The sequence below is a fragment of the Auritidibacter sp. NML120636 genome, assembly GCF_003185945.1.
GTDB classification, from domain to species: Bacteria; Actinomycetota; Actinomycetes; order Actinomycetales; family Micrococcaceae; genus Auritidibacter; species Auritidibacter ignavus.
The window spans coordinates 129,208-144,335 of record NZ_QHLO01000004.1; the positions used below are offsets into that span (position 1 = coordinate 129,208).

12 protein-coding genes are annotated in these 15,128 nt (G+C 62.3%); 8 read left to right on the forward strand and 4 right to left on the reverse strand.

Annotation, left to right across the window (positions count from 1 at the left end; translation table 11 throughout):
- The first annotated feature begins 12 nt into the window (after nt 1-12).
- The 3 genes from DCC25_RS05180 to DCC25_RS05190 all read left to right on the forward strand — a co-directional run bounded on the left by DCC25_RS05180 (nt 13) and on the right by DCC25_RS05190 (nt 6,798).
- Nucleotides 13-1,056 (forward strand): TAXI family TRAP transporter solute-binding subunit, encoded by a 1,044-nt coding sequence (locus DCC25_RS05180; RefSeq protein WP_110100867.1) that lies wholly within the window; start codon nt 13-15, stop codon nt 1,054-1,056.
- Nucleotides 1,057-1,248: 192 nt separating this feature from the next.
- The gene (locus DCC25_RS05185) at nt 1,249-3,321 is read left to right on the forward strand and encodes a TRAP transporter permease (RefSeq protein WP_233487911.1); all 2,073 of its coding nucleotides are present in this window, start codon (nt 1,249-1,251) and stop codon (nt 3,319-3,321) included.
- 105 nt (nt 3,322-3,426) lie between these two features.
- On the forward strand, nt 3,427-6,798 hold the full coding sequence (locus DCC25_RS05190; RefSeq protein WP_110100868.1) for a beta-phosphoglucomutase family hydrolase: 3,372 nt from the start codon (nt 3,427-3,429) through the stop codon (nt 6,796-6,798).
- Here the strand turns inward: DCC25_RS05190 and DCC25_RS05195 are convergent.
- From DCC25_RS05195 to DCC25_RS05210, 4 genes are all read right to left on the reverse strand, one after another.
- Nucleotides 6,728-7,585 carry a metal ABC transporter permease gene (locus DCC25_RS05195; protein WP_110100961.1) on the reverse strand — a complete coding sequence of 286 codons (858 nt, stop codon included), beginning with the start codon at nt 7,583-7,585 and terminating at the stop codon, nt 6,728-6,730. The two genes, DCC25_RS05190 and DCC25_RS05195, sit on opposite strands and share 71 nt — an antisense overlap.
- Nucleotides 7,586-7,654: 69 nt before the next feature.
- Nucleotides 7,655-8,485: a metal ABC transporter ATP-binding protein gene (locus tag DCC25_RS05200; RefSeq protein ID WP_110100869.1), complete on the reverse strand. Its 831-nt coding sequence runs from the start codon at nt 8,483-8,485 to the stop codon at nt 7,655-7,657.
- Nucleotides 8,482-9,417, reverse strand: a complete 936-nt coding sequence (locus DCC25_RS05205; RefSeq protein ID WP_110100870.1) for a metal ABC transporter substrate-binding protein — start codon at nt 9,415-9,417, stop codon at nt 8,482-8,484. The genes DCC25_RS05200 and DCC25_RS05205 overlap by 4 nt, the downstream gene beginning before the upstream one ends.
- Before the next feature lie 129 nt (nt 9,418-9,546).
- Nucleotides 9,547-10,416 (reverse strand): aldo/keto reductase, encoded by an 870-nt coding sequence (locus DCC25_RS05210; RefSeq protein WP_110098849.1) that lies wholly within the window; start codon nt 10,414-10,416, stop codon nt 9,547-9,549.
- A gap of 92 nt (nt 10,417-10,508) precedes the next feature.
- On the opposite strand from DCC25_RS05210, the gene DCC25_RS05215 reads away from it, so the two are divergent.
- From DCC25_RS05215 to DCC25_RS05235, 5 genes are all read left to right on the forward strand, one after another.
- Nucleotides 10,509-11,882 carry a sensor histidine kinase gene (locus tag DCC25_RS05215; RefSeq protein ID WP_110100871.1) on the forward strand — a complete coding sequence of 458 codons (1,374 nt, stop codon included), beginning with the start codon at nt 10,509-10,511 and terminating at the stop codon, nt 11,880-11,882.
- Between the two features lie 72 nt (nt 11,883-11,954).
- Complete coding sequence (locus tag DCC25_RS05220) at nt 11,955-12,650, forward strand: response regulator transcription factor (RefSeq protein WP_199445874.1); 696 nt, start codon at nt 11,955-11,957, stop codon at nt 12,648-12,650.
- Between the two features lie 34 nt (nt 12,651-12,684).
- The gene (locus tag DCC25_RS05225) at nt 12,685-12,993 is read left to right on the forward strand and encodes a hypothetical protein (protein ID WP_110100872.1); all 309 of its coding nucleotides are present in this window, start codon (nt 12,685-12,687) and stop codon (nt 12,991-12,993) included.
- Nucleotides 12,994-13,206: 213 nt separating this feature from the next.
- Entirely contained in the window at nt 13,207-14,247 is a 1,041-nt protein-coding gene (adhP, locus tag DCC25_RS05230) for an alcohol dehydrogenase AdhP (protein ID WP_110100873.1), read from the forward strand.
- A 124-nt stretch (nt 14,248-14,371) separates the two neighbouring features.
- Nucleotides 14,372-15,127 carry an ABC transporter ATP-binding protein gene (locus DCC25_RS05235; RefSeq protein ID WP_110100874.1) on the forward strand — a complete coding sequence of 252 codons (756 nt, stop codon included), beginning with the start codon at nt 14,372-14,374 and terminating at the stop codon, nt 15,125-15,127.
- Nucleotide 15,128 lies beyond the last annotated feature (1 nt).

The following is a 15,128-nucleotide window of genomic DNA, read 5'->3' on the forward strand; positions in this document are numbered from 1 at the left end:
AGGAGAGAACTCATGAAAGCATTCACCTCGCTGAAAGTGGTGGCAGCCACGGCAGTGGCCGCCTTGGCGCTGACTGCCTGTGGCGACGAAGGCGGTAACGGTGGTGGCGGCGACGCCGAATATACCCAGGACATCACCTTCGCCACCGGCTCGTCGTCTGGCGTGTATTTCCCGCTGGGCAACGAGTACGCCAACGTCATCGGTCAGAACACCGATCTGAGCTTGGACGCCATCGAAACCGATGGGTCCGCCGACAACATTGGTCGTATTAACAACGGTTCTGCTCAGCTGGGCTTCTCCCAGAACAACACCGCCCAGGAAGCCATTTCCGGCACCGGCCAGTTCGAGGGCGCTGAAGGCGGGATCGAGAACGTGGCCTGGATCGGTCAGCTCTACCCCGAAGCCGCTCAGGTGATCACCCTGGAAGGCAACGGCATCGACACCATCTCGGACCTGGAGGGTAAGCGAGTCGGCATCGGTGCCCCCGGCTCCGGTACCCGCGCTGTGGCCCTAGAGATCCTGGAAGCCTACGGCCTGGAAGAGGGCGACTATGAGGCCTATGAAGAAGGTTTCACCGAGGGTCGTTCCCTGCTACAGGATGGCCACATTGACGCCTCCATCGAAATTCTGGGTGTTCCGGCGGCCAGTCTGCAAGAACTGGCTTCCACCAATGATGTGAAGCTGGTCTCCCTGGATCAAGAAGAAGCTGACGCCATCGCCGGCGACACACTGTTCGAGACCTACACCATCGAAGCCGGCACCTACGACTTCGTCGAAGACGATGTGCTCACCGTGACCGTCTACGCTGCGTTGCTGGGCTCCACCAGCCAGATCAGCGAGGACGATGCCTACGAGCTCACCAAGACTGTCTACGAAAACGCCGATGATATTTCCTTACCCCAGGCTGATCTGATCAACGCTGAAGACGGACTGCTGGGCGTGGGGGATATTCCGGTTCACCCCGGTGCTCAGAAGTACTTCGACGAGGTCGGCGCCTCCGCTAACGGCGGCGACGGTGGCGATGACGCTGACGAGGACGGAGCAGACGAAGAGTAAACCACCCATCGACCATTCACCACCGGGCCATCAACGACCAGCGTGTTTCTCGCAACCGGGCGATTGGCGTTGATGGTCCGGCGTGGCCGATACCGGTCCCCACCTCATCACTCATGCTCATGCAGTGCTCTCGAGCACTTGGTACATCGTCGACACCACTGACGATCAGGTTTCAGTCTGAAGGGATACGCCGTGGCGCAACAACCTGACCCCTCCTCCACCCAGGAGCAGCAACCCTCCGCTGTTCTCACCGCCGCAGAAGTCGAAGCTCTGCAACAAGGCCAGAGCGACTCCGCGGCCAACGCCGAGGCCGCCGAACAGGTCCTGCGCGAACACGACGTCGCCGCCCGCTACCGACTCAACAGCGAGATGGGCCTGTGGCGCATTCTGGTCTTTATCGTCGGCGCTTGTCTGACCATCTTCCAGCTCTATACCGCACTCGCTGGCTCCCGCCCCATCCTGATCCAAGGTGCCATCCACGTCGGATCGGCCATGGCGATGATTTACCTGCTGTATCCGATCCACAAAAAGCTTGGCATCAAGGCCAACACCCGGTCCTGGGCGTACTTCACCTCCCTGGGGGTGGATACGGTCCTGGCTCTGGGCTGTCTGGCCGTCTTCGGGTACCTGGTCTACCGCTACGACTACATCACCAGCGTCGACGTGCAACTATTCGGTTACTCCAACCTCGATACCTTCGTCGCCGCAGCCGGTATCATCCTGATCCTGGAAGCCACCCGTCGTTGCGTGGGTCTACCGATTGTCATCATCGCGATCTGTGCCCTGCTGTACTTCTGGCGCGGCGATCTCGTTCCAGTGTTCGACCACGCCGGCTCCTCGCTGGACAATGTGGTCGAACAGACCTTCTTCACCACCCGGTCGATCTTTGGCACCCCGATCCAGGTGTCTTCGACCTTCGTGTTCCTGTTCCTGCTCTTTGGTGTGCTACTGCTGAAGACCGATATCGGAGCCTATTTCAACTCGCTAGCCACCAAACTCACCGGCCGGTTTACCGGCGGTCCGGCCAAGGCCGCGGTGGTGGCCTCGGCCATGCAGGGTACTGTCACCGGTTCCTCGGTGGCCAACACCGTGGCCTCCGGTTCCTTCACGATCCCGCTGATGAAACGCATTGGCTTCAAACCCACCTTCGCTGCCGCGACCGAGGCCACCGCCTCCACCGGTGGTCAGATCATGCCCCCGATCATGGGTGCCGCGGTGTTCATCATGGCCGAATACACCGGGATCCCGTATCAGACCATCATCGTGATCGCCATTGTCCCGGCGGTACTGTATTTCTTGGGCGCAATGCTCTCGGTGCACTACGAAGCCAAGCGGTACAAAATCCGCGGTCTGGACTCCGATTATCTCCCGGCATGGAAACTGCTGGCCCGCAAGGTCGACATGTTGCTACCGCTGGCGGTAATCATCGGGCTGATGCTGGCCGGTCGCACCCCGGCCAATGCGGCCCTGTGGGGCCTGGCAGCCACCTTGATCATTTCGCTGTTGCGCGCCTCGACCCGGATGAACCTGAAAGAACTCGTGCTGTGTTTGGAAGACGGTGCGAAGGCAGCCCTGCCGGTGATCGCCGCCTGCGCTTCGGCAGGAATGGTTGCCGGCACCGTTAACGCCACCGGGCTAGGGGGTCAGATCTCCAATGGGATCCTCACCCTGGCCGGCGGGAGCTTCCTGTTGGTGTTGGTCTATACCGCCATCGCCTGCCTAGTGCTGGGCATGGGGTTGCCTACCACCGCCAACTACGTGGTCACCGCCTCGGTGGCCGCCCCGATCCTGATCGAAACCTTCGATGTGCCCGTACTGGCCGCCCACCTGTTCGTGTTCTACTTCGGCTTGCTGGCCGATATCACTCCACCGGTGTGTTTGGCCGCCTACGCGGCCTCGGGGATTGCCGGCTCCAACCCGCTGGTCTCGGGCGTTACCGCCCTGCGCGTGGCCATCGCTGGATTTATGGTGCCGTTCGTCTTCGCCTTCGAACCCGCCCTGCTCTTCCAGGGCGACGACGGGATCCTGACCTTCCTACGCACGCTGGTGTTCGTGATCATCGGGATGACCGCCCTGGCAGCAGCCACGGCCGGCTACTTCCTCGACCGGTCTCACTGGTGGGAATCGGTCACCCTGATCGCCGGCGGTATTCTGCTGATCTTCCCCGAGATCCTCAGCTCGCTGGGTGGGCTCGCCGTGATCGCGATCGTGGCTGGGCTACAGATCTGGCGCCGGAAGAACACCAAAAACGCCCTCACCGCCTAAGCGCACCGGCTGATCCGGCTGTGAACATCATCACGGCGTACCACAACCCACCTGGCGCACGGCAGTTCTTCCGCCAGGTGGGTTGATTGACCCTACGATGGAATCATGCATCCACTGAGCACCTCGAATCAGGTCACCTCCTCTGTTGGACGTCACGGACTGCGTCACTATCGTGGCGTGATCTTCGATATGGATGGGGTGGTTACCAAAACTGTCCAGGTTCATGCCGAAGCGTGGAAGAAACTGTTTGACCAGGCCCTGCCGGCGGTCGGCCAGCTGGAGATGAACCGCGAGGTCGTCATCGCCGACCCCAACCGGTTGCGAGAATTCGATGTTGACTCCGACTACCTGCAGTTCGTCGACGGCATGCCCCGCGAGGATGGCGTGCGTAACTTTTTTGCCTCCCGCGATCTGTCCGTGCCCGAACGCGCCCACATCGGTGAGGACGCCGAAACTATCACGCCCGAAGCCGCTGCCGATTTCGAAGGCGAGCTCACCGTGCAAGGACTGGCCGAGCTCAAGCAGTCCTTTTTCGACAAGGTGCTGGCCTTAGACGGTGTGGAGGTCTTCGCCGACGCCACCGAGGTGCTCGACAAACTTCGCCACGAGCGCATTCCCACCGCGATCGTCTCCTCTTCGCGCAACGCGCCCAATGTGCTCACCGCCGGTGGCGTGATCGACTACTTCGATGTCATCGTTGACGGCAACACCGCCTTAGCTGAAGATCTCGAGGGCAAACCCGCCCCGGCGATGTTCTTGCGCGCCGCTGATGAGATGGGGCTGGAACCCGAAGATATGGTGGTGCTCGAAGACGCCGTTTCCGGGGTCACCGCTGCTACGGCCGGAGAATTCGGCCTGGTGATCGGGGTCGATCGGCTACAGGATCCCGGCCGACTGGCTGAAGCTGGCGCCCACATCGTCACCGACGATCTGACCTCGCTGAAACTCGACCGTCGCGTCACCCACGATATGGACTCCCGCTGGGTGCTGAACTTCACCGGCTACGAACCCGAGAATGAGGGCACCCGTGAGGCCCTGTGCACCCTGGCGAATGGGTATTGGGGCACTCGTGGCTCGGTGCCGGGCACCCTGGCCTCCGAGGTACACTACCCCGGCTCCTACGCCGCCGGAGTGTTCAACCGGCTCACCACCGACCTGCAGGGTCACGTGGTCGAAACCGAGCACATGGTCAACCTGCCCGACTGGACCTATGTGACCATTACCGACGACCAGGGCACTCTGCTCTCCCCGACGAACCCGTCGCTGAGCCTGGAAGACTACCACCAACATCTGGATCTGCGTCGCGGGCTGCTGAGTCGCACCATCCGTTACCGCACCGCCTCGGGCCGGATCACCGAGGTCACCACCCGCCAGTTCCAGTCCATGGCCGGGGAGAACCTGGCCGCTATGCAGATCAAGATCACCGCCGAGAACTGGTCCGGTCGGGTCCAGGTCCGCTCCGGGATCAACGGCCGGGTGGCCAATCAGAACGTCACCGACGATCTACAGCTGGCCAACCGTCACTGGGAACCGGTCACCGCCGAGACCCTGGACCCCGAGACGGTACTACTGGAAACCGTCACCTCCCAATCTCAGGTGCATGTTGCCATCGCCACCCGCACCCGGCTCACCCCGGGCTCACCGGGATCCAGCGCGCACAACGCCGAGTACTCCCCGGAGCTCTCCCGCAATCTGATCACCGGCGCCGATGAGCTGACCATCGGCCACGAGATCGACCTGCAGGTCACCGCGGGCGAAAAACTCTCCCTAGAAAAGATCGCAGCGATGACCACCTCGCGTGATCACGCGATCTCCACCCCGGCGATCAACTCCAGCAAACGGATCAACCGGGTGAAGAGTTTCCGCGATCTGCTCAGCTACCACGAGAAGATGTGGGGCGTGCTGTGGTCGAAATTTGCCGTCGAGATCGACTTCGGTCGGCCCATCGACATTACCCGCACCGCCCCGGTGGACACCATGGCCTCCGACCGGCCGCTGTTGCGCCACCAGCTGGCGTTGAACGTCCACACCTTCCATGTGCTGCAGACCGTGTTCGGTAACCGTGAAGAACTCGATGCCTCGGTGCCGGCCCGTGGGCTACACGGTGAGGGCTATCGTGGGCACCTGTTCTGGGATGAGCTCTACATCCACCCGATGCTGATCCTGCGCCGGCCGGAATACACCCGTGGGCTGTTGCTCTACCGCTACCGCCGGCTGGGTGAAGCCCGCGCCATGGCCGCCGCCGAAGGCTACGACGGGGCGATGTACCCCTGGCAATCCGGCTCCGACGGCCGAGAAGAGACCCCCACCGAATTGTGGAACCCCCGTTCGCAGATGTGGATGCCGGATAATTCCCACCGGCAACGCCACGTCTCACTAGCGATCGCCTACTCGGTATTGCGCTACCTGGAGGCCACCCACGATGAGTCCTTCCTCTCCGACTACGGGGCCGAAATGCTGGTCGAGATCTGCCGGTTCTTCGTCTCGCTAACCAGCTATGATCCCGCCACCGACCGGTACTCGATCCACGGGGTGATGGGACCGGATGAGTACCACGACGGCTACCCCGATACCCCCGGATCCGGACTGAGCAATAACGCCTACACCAATATGTTGCTGGCGTGGGTGTTGCAATCCACCATCGAGTGGTTGCGCTATCTGGAAAAGCGCAACGACCCGGTCGGCAACTGGCTCGACCTGTTTGTGGAAGAAGTTGCCTCCTGGGAAGATGTCGCCTCGAAACTCACCGTGCCCTTCATGGAGGTCTCCGGCCGACACATTATCGCCCAGTTTGAGGGTTACCAGGACCTCTTGGAATTCGATTGGGAGGGCTACCGGGCCAAGTACGGCAATATCGGACGGCTGGATCTGATTTTGCAGGCCGAAGGTGATACCACCAACCGGTATAAGCTCTCCAAACAGGCCGATACACTGATGCTGACCTACCTGTTCTCGGCCGAAGAGCTCTACGACATGCTCTCCCGCCTGGGCTACGAGTACACCGTCGAGGACCACGAGGCCACCGTGGACTACTATCTGCACCGCACCTCCCACGGCTCCTCACTCTCCCGGCTGGTGCACGGCTGGGTGGCGGCCCGGATCGATCGGTCGAACTCCTGGAAGCTGTTCACCGAGGGGATGGAAGTTGATCTCTCCGACACGCAGGGCGGCACCACCCGTGAGGGCGTGCACCTGGGCCTGATGGCCGGCAGTGTGGATATGGTGATCCGTGGCTACGCCGGGGTCGAGACCCGTGGCAACATGCTCCGGCTGAATCCGCAGCTGCCCGAGGAGCTACCCGGTGTGAAATTCTCGCTCCTGGTCCAGCGCCAGCCGCTGGTCGTCGAGCTCACCCACGAACGCGCCGAGCTGACACTCCTCGATGCGGCCTCGCACCCGCTGGATGTCATCGTTCAGGACCAGCAGCAGCAACTTGCGCCGGGTCAGACGTGGAGCGTTGAACTCGTCGATGCCTGACCCAGCGGGTGATTAACCCCTGGCGCGGGGCGAAGAAGTACACCACCGCAAACACCAGCCCCTGTAACAGCACCACCAGCCCACCTGGGGAGACATCGATCCAGTAGCTGGCATACAGTCCCGCCACCGAGGCGAGCGCTGATATCGTCGGGGCGATGATCAGCATCCGGGAAAACCGGTTGGTGAGCAGATAGGCCGTCGCCCCGGGGATGATCAACATCGCCACCACCAGGATCACCCCGACCACCTGCAGGGCGACCACCGCGGTCAGAGCTAATAGCCCCAGCAAGATGGCGCCCAACAACCGCGGGTTGAGTCCGATGGCATGCGCGTGTACCGCATCGAAGGCGTATAGCGTCAGATCCCGCCGTTTGAGCAACAGCACCGCCAGCGCGATCGCAGCCAGAATGATGATCTGCGTCAGATCAGCCGGGGAGACCCCGAGAATATTGCCGAAAATGATGTGGCCCAGGTCCGTGTGGGACGGGGTCACCGAGATGAGCACGAGTCCCAGGGCAAACAGTGTGGTGAACACGATCCCGATCGCGGCGTCTTCCTTGACTCGCGAGGTGCCGTTGACCACCCCGATCAGTACCACCGCCAGCACCCCGAAGACCAGGGCCCCTACGGCGAAAGGTGCGCCCAGAATGTAGGCGATCACCACACCCGGTAGCACCGCGTGGGAGACTGCGTCCCCCATCAGCGACCAGCCGATCAGTACCAGCCAGCAGGACAACAACGCACACACCACCGCGGCGGTCACCGTGGTGATCAGTGCCCTGACCATGAACTCGTACTGCAGTGGTCCGAGCAACAGCTCCGAGAGGTATTCGAAAAGGTTCACCGATCCATCCCTCTAGTTGATCCCCTCGCGTTCATCCCCGTGAGTTGCTGTCCTGGAACCCGAATCCTGGAGCCCAAAGGCTAGGGCTAGTTTTTCGGGCGTGAGTGCTTCAGCCACCGGGCCGTGGAATAACACCCGACGCATTAACAGCACCGCGTCATCGGCCAACTCCGGTAGCGCGTGCAGATCGTGGCTGGAGACCAGCACGGTGCGCCCTTCGGCTGCTACCTGTCGCAACAGGGCCACCATGGTGGCTTCGCTGCGCTGATCCACTCCGGCGAAGGGTTCATCCAACAACATGATCTCGGCTCCCTGGGCGATGCCACGGGCCACGAAAGCGCGCTTCTTCTGCCCGCCGGAGAGTTGCCCAATTTGCCGGTCAGCCAGATCACTCAGGTGCACCTGTTCCAGGGCCGCATCCACCGCGGCGTGATCATCGGGTCCGGGGCGTCGGGTCAAACCCATGTGCCCGTATCGGCCCATCATCACCACCTCGCGCACGCTGATCGGAAACGCCCAATCCACCGCTTCGCTCTGGGGGACATAGGCCACCGTGCCGTGTTTACGCGCAACCTGCGGGGAATCGCCGCCGATCAGCACCCGCCCCGTGGTCGGCCGGATCAGCCCCATGATCGTTTTGAACAGCGTGGACTTACCCGAGCCATTCATACCCACCAGACCGGTCACCCCCCGGGCCCCCAAGACCAGGTTCACCCCGCTCAACGCGGTCACCTCCCCATAGTGCACGCTCACGTTGTGCACCTCGAATGCAGGCTGTGCTGTCCAGCCGGGCGAGTTACCTGAACCAGAGGAGGTCTCCGGTGTGGCATCGGGTGGGGTCATGCAGCGTCTTCGCCTTCCTCAGTCAGCGCGGCAGTGATGGTCTGCGCATCATGGCGGAGCAGATCCAGGTAGGTCGGCACTGGGCCGTCCTGTTCCGACAGTGAGTCAACATACAGCGTACCGCCGAACTCGGCGTCGGTGGCCGACACCACTTGTTGCATTGCCTGATCGTTGACCGTGGACTCGCAGAACACCGCCGGCACATCGTTGTCGGAGACAAACTCGATGGTGTCAGCAATCTGCTGCGGGGTCGCCTCTTCTTCGGCGTTCACCGGCCAAATGTAGTCCTCGGTCAATCCGGCATCGGCGGCCAAATAGGAGAACGCGCCCTCACAGGTCACCAGAGCCCGCTGCTGTTCGGGCACCTGGTCTAGTTCGGCGATCAGCTCGTCTTGAATATCCTGTAACTCTTCCTTATACGCTTCCGCATTGGCCTGATAGTCCTCGGCGTGATCGGGATCCAGTTCTCCAAACGCCTCGGCCATATTGTCCACGTACACCTGAGCCAGCTCCGGGCTCATCCAGGCGTGCGGATTCGGCAGTCCTTCCCCGGCGTCTTCGGTAATATTCAACGGCTCGATCCCCTCGGTGACCACCACGTGGTCGGCATCAGCATCGGCGACGAACTGCTCGAACCACACCTCGAGATTCAGTCCATTGTGCAGAATCAGATCTGCCTCACTGGCTTTCGTGATGTCGCCGGGAGTCGGCTCATAACCATGAATCTCGGCACCAGGCTTAGTGATCGATTCGACCTGTAGGTGGTCGCCGGCCACATTGTCGGCCATATCGGCCAGCACCGTGAACGTGGTCAGGACCACCGGCTGGTCTCCCTCAGCTTGGCCTCCCGGCGCGTCCAGATTGCAGCCGGTCAACGCGGTACTCGCTACGACTCCCGCAGCCAGCGCGGTGACCACCCGTGATTTCTGCATGCTTCTCCCTTAACCTGTGGGGATCTGTCGTGCTGTCATCTCAACACAACACCACACTCTGTTGTTGCGGCGCACCCCATCATATAGTTCGGTATGCCGTAGTTGCAACAACGCCACCTCGTGAAACGTCTAGAACTCCTCGTGGGTGCGTGGGTCCTGTCCCGATATCCGGCCCCGGGCCAGGCCATCGATCTGGTCCATCTCTTCCGGGGTCAGCGTGAAGTCCAGGGCCAGATTGTCCCGCTGATGCTCCGGTGAGGACGAAGCCGGCAACGGAATCGCATCGTGTTGGATATGCCAGCGCAAAATCACCTGGGCCGGCTTAACCTCGTGTGCCCCGGCGATCTGGGCGATCACCGGTTCCTGCATGATCGCGGTCCCCCGCCCCAACGGCGACCAGGACTCAGTGACGATATGATGCTCAGCGTGGAAGGCCCGCTGGTCGGCCTGCGGAAAGTACGGGTGCATCTCGATCTGGTTGATCTCTGGCATCACCCCCGACTCGGCATGCAGCCGCAATAGGTGCTCGGGCAGAAAATTCGACACACCAATCGTGGTGATCAGCCCTTGGGAGCGCATTTCGATCATCGAGTGCCAGGTCTCCACATACCGGTCCAGTCGCGGTAGTGGCCAATGGATCAAGGCAATATCGATATGGTCGAGCCCGAGCCGTTCCAGGGACGTTTCGATCGACTGCCGGGCGGTGTCATAACCGTGACATCGCCCCGGGATTTTGGTGGTGATCACCAGATTCTGCCGGGCCACCCCGCTGGCGCGCACAGCGGCTCCAACATCGCGCTCATTGTCGTAGCGTAGCGCGGTATCGATCAGCCGATAGCCGTGTGCAATCGCCTGTTCGGTGGCAGCCTGATACTGCCGAGACTGCACCAGCGTGCCAAATCCGATCCCGGGGATCGATCCGCCATCGCTGAGTCGGTGCCAGGGAATGGTCGTGTGCTGTGGTGCGTGATCGGGTGGTGTGGGATCATTGTCAACCATGTCTTGAGCCTACCGGGGCGGTCAACCGCCACGCGGTGTCCCGACGTTCTCACCACAGTACCCCCACCCCGCCGGAACGCCTTAGGGTAGAGATGATGAACCCGTTGCGCATCCTCGATCGGTTCTCCACGAACCACCCGATGGCCTACGATGCCATCCAAGCCGGCCTCATCTGGCTGGTGCTGGTGTTTCCCAGCAACGTCCGGCCGGTTTCGGACCCGTCCTTCTGGCAGCTGTGGTACTGGCCGCCCGCCCTCCCGCTGGAGGGCATCGGGGTCTACACGTTGATTTTGGCCACCCTGCACATGGCCACCTGGGTGATCCGTCGACGCGCTCCGGTCTTCGCCGCCGGGGTCGTGGTCGTGCTGGGACTGATTCAACTGGCTCTGGGCCCGATGCTGATCCCCTCGATGGTGATCATCCCAATGATGGTCTATAATCTGGCCAAAAACGCCCCACGCTGGGCCTCGTTGGCCGGCCTGATCACCGGCGTGCTCGCCGCGATCGCCTACGGGTTGCGGGTGATCTACTCCCCCGAACACTACGTGCTCACCGCCGATCATCCCGCACTACAGACCCCGCTGACCGCGGAGGAACGAGCCATCCAGCTCGACTTTACCTCCACCACTGGCGACTACTACCTCTACCCGGCCGCCGGGACCGAGACCTTCGAGAGCCGAGTGGTCGCCGGGATCATGCTGACCGTGATCTGTGCCTTGCTGGTCCTGGCTGCCTGGGCTTTCGGTGACCTGGCCCGCACCCGCAAACTTGCTGTTTCTCGCCTACAGGATCGTGCTCGACAGCTGGAGGTCGAAGCCACCCAGGAACGTGCGCTGGCTGCCGCCGATGAACGCAACCGGATCGCCCGCGAGATGCACGACATTATCGCCCACTCCCTGCAGGTGATCATCTCCCAAGCCAATGGCGGCCGGTATGTCGGCACCACCAATCCCCAACTGGCCCTCGACACGCTCGACACCGTGGCCGATACTGGTCGAGATGCACTGCATCAGATGCGCGGGCTACTGGGAGTCCTGCGCGATACCGAGACCACCGACTACGCTCCCCAGCCCGGCCTGGCCGACCTTGACGATCTGATCGCCACGGTGCAGCTGAACGGGCTACACGTCACGCTGACCAGTTCTGGCACCCCGGCCCGCTCGCTGCCGGCCGGTGCCGAACTAGTCATCTACCGCACCGTGCAAGAGGCGCTGACCAATACCGGCAAACACGCCGGCGAGGATGCTCGCGCTTCGGTCGTGGTGCGCTGGCGGCCGACCGGGGTCGCGGTCACCATCGATGACACCGGCGGAACGGGCGAGACCTGCCAGACCCCCACCACCGGCCACGGGCTGATCGGGATGCGCGAACGGCTCAATTTGTACTCGGGGATCCTCTCTGCCGGGCCTCGCCACGACGGTAGTGGGTTCCGCGTGCACGCAGAGATACCCTATGAGCAAAACTAGCCTCGCCCTCGGGAGAGCAACCCGCCAACCTCACCGCCACCGCACACACCCACCACGCCAGAAAGCCACCGCATGACCACTCCCCCAGCACCCATCAGCATCGGCGTTATCGACGACCAACACCTGATCCGCTCCGGGCTGAGCATGCTGATCAACTCCCAACCCGATCTGACCGTCACCGCCGAAGCCGCCACCGGCGCTGAGGCCCTGACCTCCGAGGCCATCGCCGGCTGCGATGTGCTGTTGATGGACATCCGCATGCCCGGACTCAACGGGATCGAAGCCACCCGCCGGCTGTTAGCCGAACACCCGACGATCCGCGTGGTGGTGCTGACCACCTTCGACCTGGATGAATACGCGCTGGAGGCCATCGACGCCGGGGCCTCTGGATTCCTACTCAAAGATGCCCCACCCGACCAACTCCTGTCCGGCATCCGCTCGGTGCACCACGGCGACGCGGTAATCGCACCCTCCACCACCCGCCGGTTGCTCGACCATCTGGCCACCGAACTGCGCACGCCCTCCCCGGCCACCCCGCACTGTCACGAGGAACTCGATCAGGCGATGGCGACTTTGACCAACCGCGAGCGCGACGTGCTGATCCAAATGGCCGAAGGGCTGTCCAATCAGGAGATCGCCGAGGTGCTGTTCGTGTCTGAAACCACCGTGAAAACCCATGTGTCCAAGATCTTGCAAAAACTGCACGCCCGCGACCGCGTGCAGGCCGTGGTCGCGGCCTATCGGGCCGGTATCGTGCCACAGCACTAAGACAGCCACCAGATAGCCGTGGCAGAATAATGGTATGTCCTCACGCCGTTCTGCTCGCCGTGCTCAACAACCGGCTGAGCACCCCAGCCCGCCGTCTTACCCCTCCCGCGCCGAGGACGTGGCCACCGAAGAGCTCCCGAGAACCCACCGAATTTCTCCCAAAACCCTGGGCTTAGTGCTGATGGCTCTGATCGGGGTCATCATGCTTATCACCACCGGCGTGTTATGGCTGGTCAGCGGTCACCTCTCTCCGTTGATCCTCACTCTGGGGGTGCTACTGATCGTTGTTCCGGCCGGGTATGGCCTCTGGCGAGCAATCGCCACACGCCAAAACTCCCGCTAACGCGACACGATCCGGCTGGTCCGACAGGATCCGGCCCAGACGGCACCGTCCGCACGCGCCCTGCTACCGTGTGTTGCAGTGCCGTGCTGCAGCGCCTATCTAGCCGTGCAACCTGGGGGCAACGTTTCAGCATTCTCGTGTGATTAGAATCACAGCCACGAGACGTCGCTCGTTCGACGTCACCGCGAATCAGAACAGGAGCTGTGAGAAATCATGACACCCCCAACACCTCTTGCATCCACCATGAAGGCCGCCGTCGTCACGCAGTTCGGCGATGACCTGACGGTCAAAGACGCCGGCGTACCCACCCCCACCGGCCACCAAGCACTGGTCAAGCTGATCTCCTCCGGGGTCTGCCACACCGACTTACACGCCGCCGAAGGCGACTGGCCGGTCAAACCCTCCCCACCGTTTATCCCCGGTCACGAAGGGGTGGGCGTGGTCGAAGCTCTCGGAGACCAGGTCACCAATGTCTCGATCGGCGATCTGGTCGGCAACGCCTGGCTGTTCAGCGCGTGCGGGCACTGCGAGCACTGCCGCACCGGCTGGGAGACCCTGTGTGAAGAGCAAGACAACGGTGGCTACACCGTCGATGGCTCGTTTGGCGAATACATGCTGGTCGATACGCGCTATGCGGCGATGATCCCCGCCGGTGCTGACCCCTATGAAGTCGCCCCGGTGCTGTGTGCCGGAGTCACCGTGTATAAGGGGCTGAAACGGAGCGAGGTCCAACCCGGTCAATGGGTCGTGATCTCCGGGATCGGCGGGCTGGGCCATATTGCCGTGCAGTACGCGGTGGCCATGGGCATGCGCGTGGCCGCGGTGGATATTGCCGATGACAAACTCGCCCTGGCTCGTCAACACGGCGCCGAATTGACCGTCAACGCCAACGTGGCCGACCCATCGATCGAGATTCAGCAGACCATCGGTGGCGCTCACGGCGTGCTGGTCACCGCGGTTCACCCCGACGCGTTCGGCCAAGCGATCAATATGGCCCGTCGCGGGGGCACGATCGTCTTCCACGGGCTTCCCCCGGGTGAGTTCCCGGCCCCGATCTTCGATATTGTCCTGAAAGGGTTGACCATCCGTGGCTCGGTGGTCGGCACCCGTCAGGACATGGTGGAGGCCCTGGAGTTCTATGCCGCCGGCAAGATCCATCCCACCTTCCACCGCCGGCCGTTAGCTGAGATCAATGAGATCTTTGACGAGATGCGCCACGGTAAGATCGACGGTCGCGTGGTGATCGAGTACTAACCCCACCACCCCACCCCGGCTCGTGGTGGCCTCCTCCTGCAGGAGGAGGCCCGGTGCGATCGGGGTCGGCAGAATCGTTCTAGGCGCCGATGTGCCTGCCCGCCCGGCCGAGCAGGATAGAAGCATGACACAACATCATGCACCCACTCATCAATATCCTGCCGTGGCGGCCAAGAACCTCTCCAAGGTCTATGGCTCCGAGAACACGCAGGTCACCGCTCTCCACAACGTTTCCGTCTCCTTCGCCCCCGGAGAGTTCACCGCGATCATGGGGCCTTCCGGATCGGGAAAATCGACCCTGATGCACGCTCTGGCCGGACTTGATACCGTCGACTCCGGCCAAATTGCCTTAGGCGGCGAAATCATCACCGGTCTGAACGATAAACAACTCACTATCCTGCGCCGGTCCAAGGTCGGGTTCATTTTCCAGGCCTTCAACCTGGTCCCGACCCTGAGCGCCGAACAAAATATTCTGCTCCCGCTCGATCTGGCCGGCACCACACCAGATCGCGCCTGGTTCCGCCAGATCGTCGAGGTACTGGGCCTGACCGAGCGGCTGAATCATAAACCCCACCAGCTCTCCGGTGGCCAGCAACAACGCGTCGCTGTCGCCCGCGCGCTACTGACCCGCCCGGATGTGGTCTTCGCCGATGAGCCCACCGGCGCATTGGATACCGCCACCGGAACCGAGGTGTTGACCTTCCTGCAGAACTCGGCCCGACAGTTAGGCCAGACCATCATCATGGTCACCCACGACCCCACCGCGGCCAGCTACGCCGACCGGGTTATTCTGCTCACCGACGGGGAGGTCACCGGTGAGATCCACCGGCCCACCACCGAATCAGTGCTGCAGGCCATGTCCGAGATGGGGGAGGTCTAAA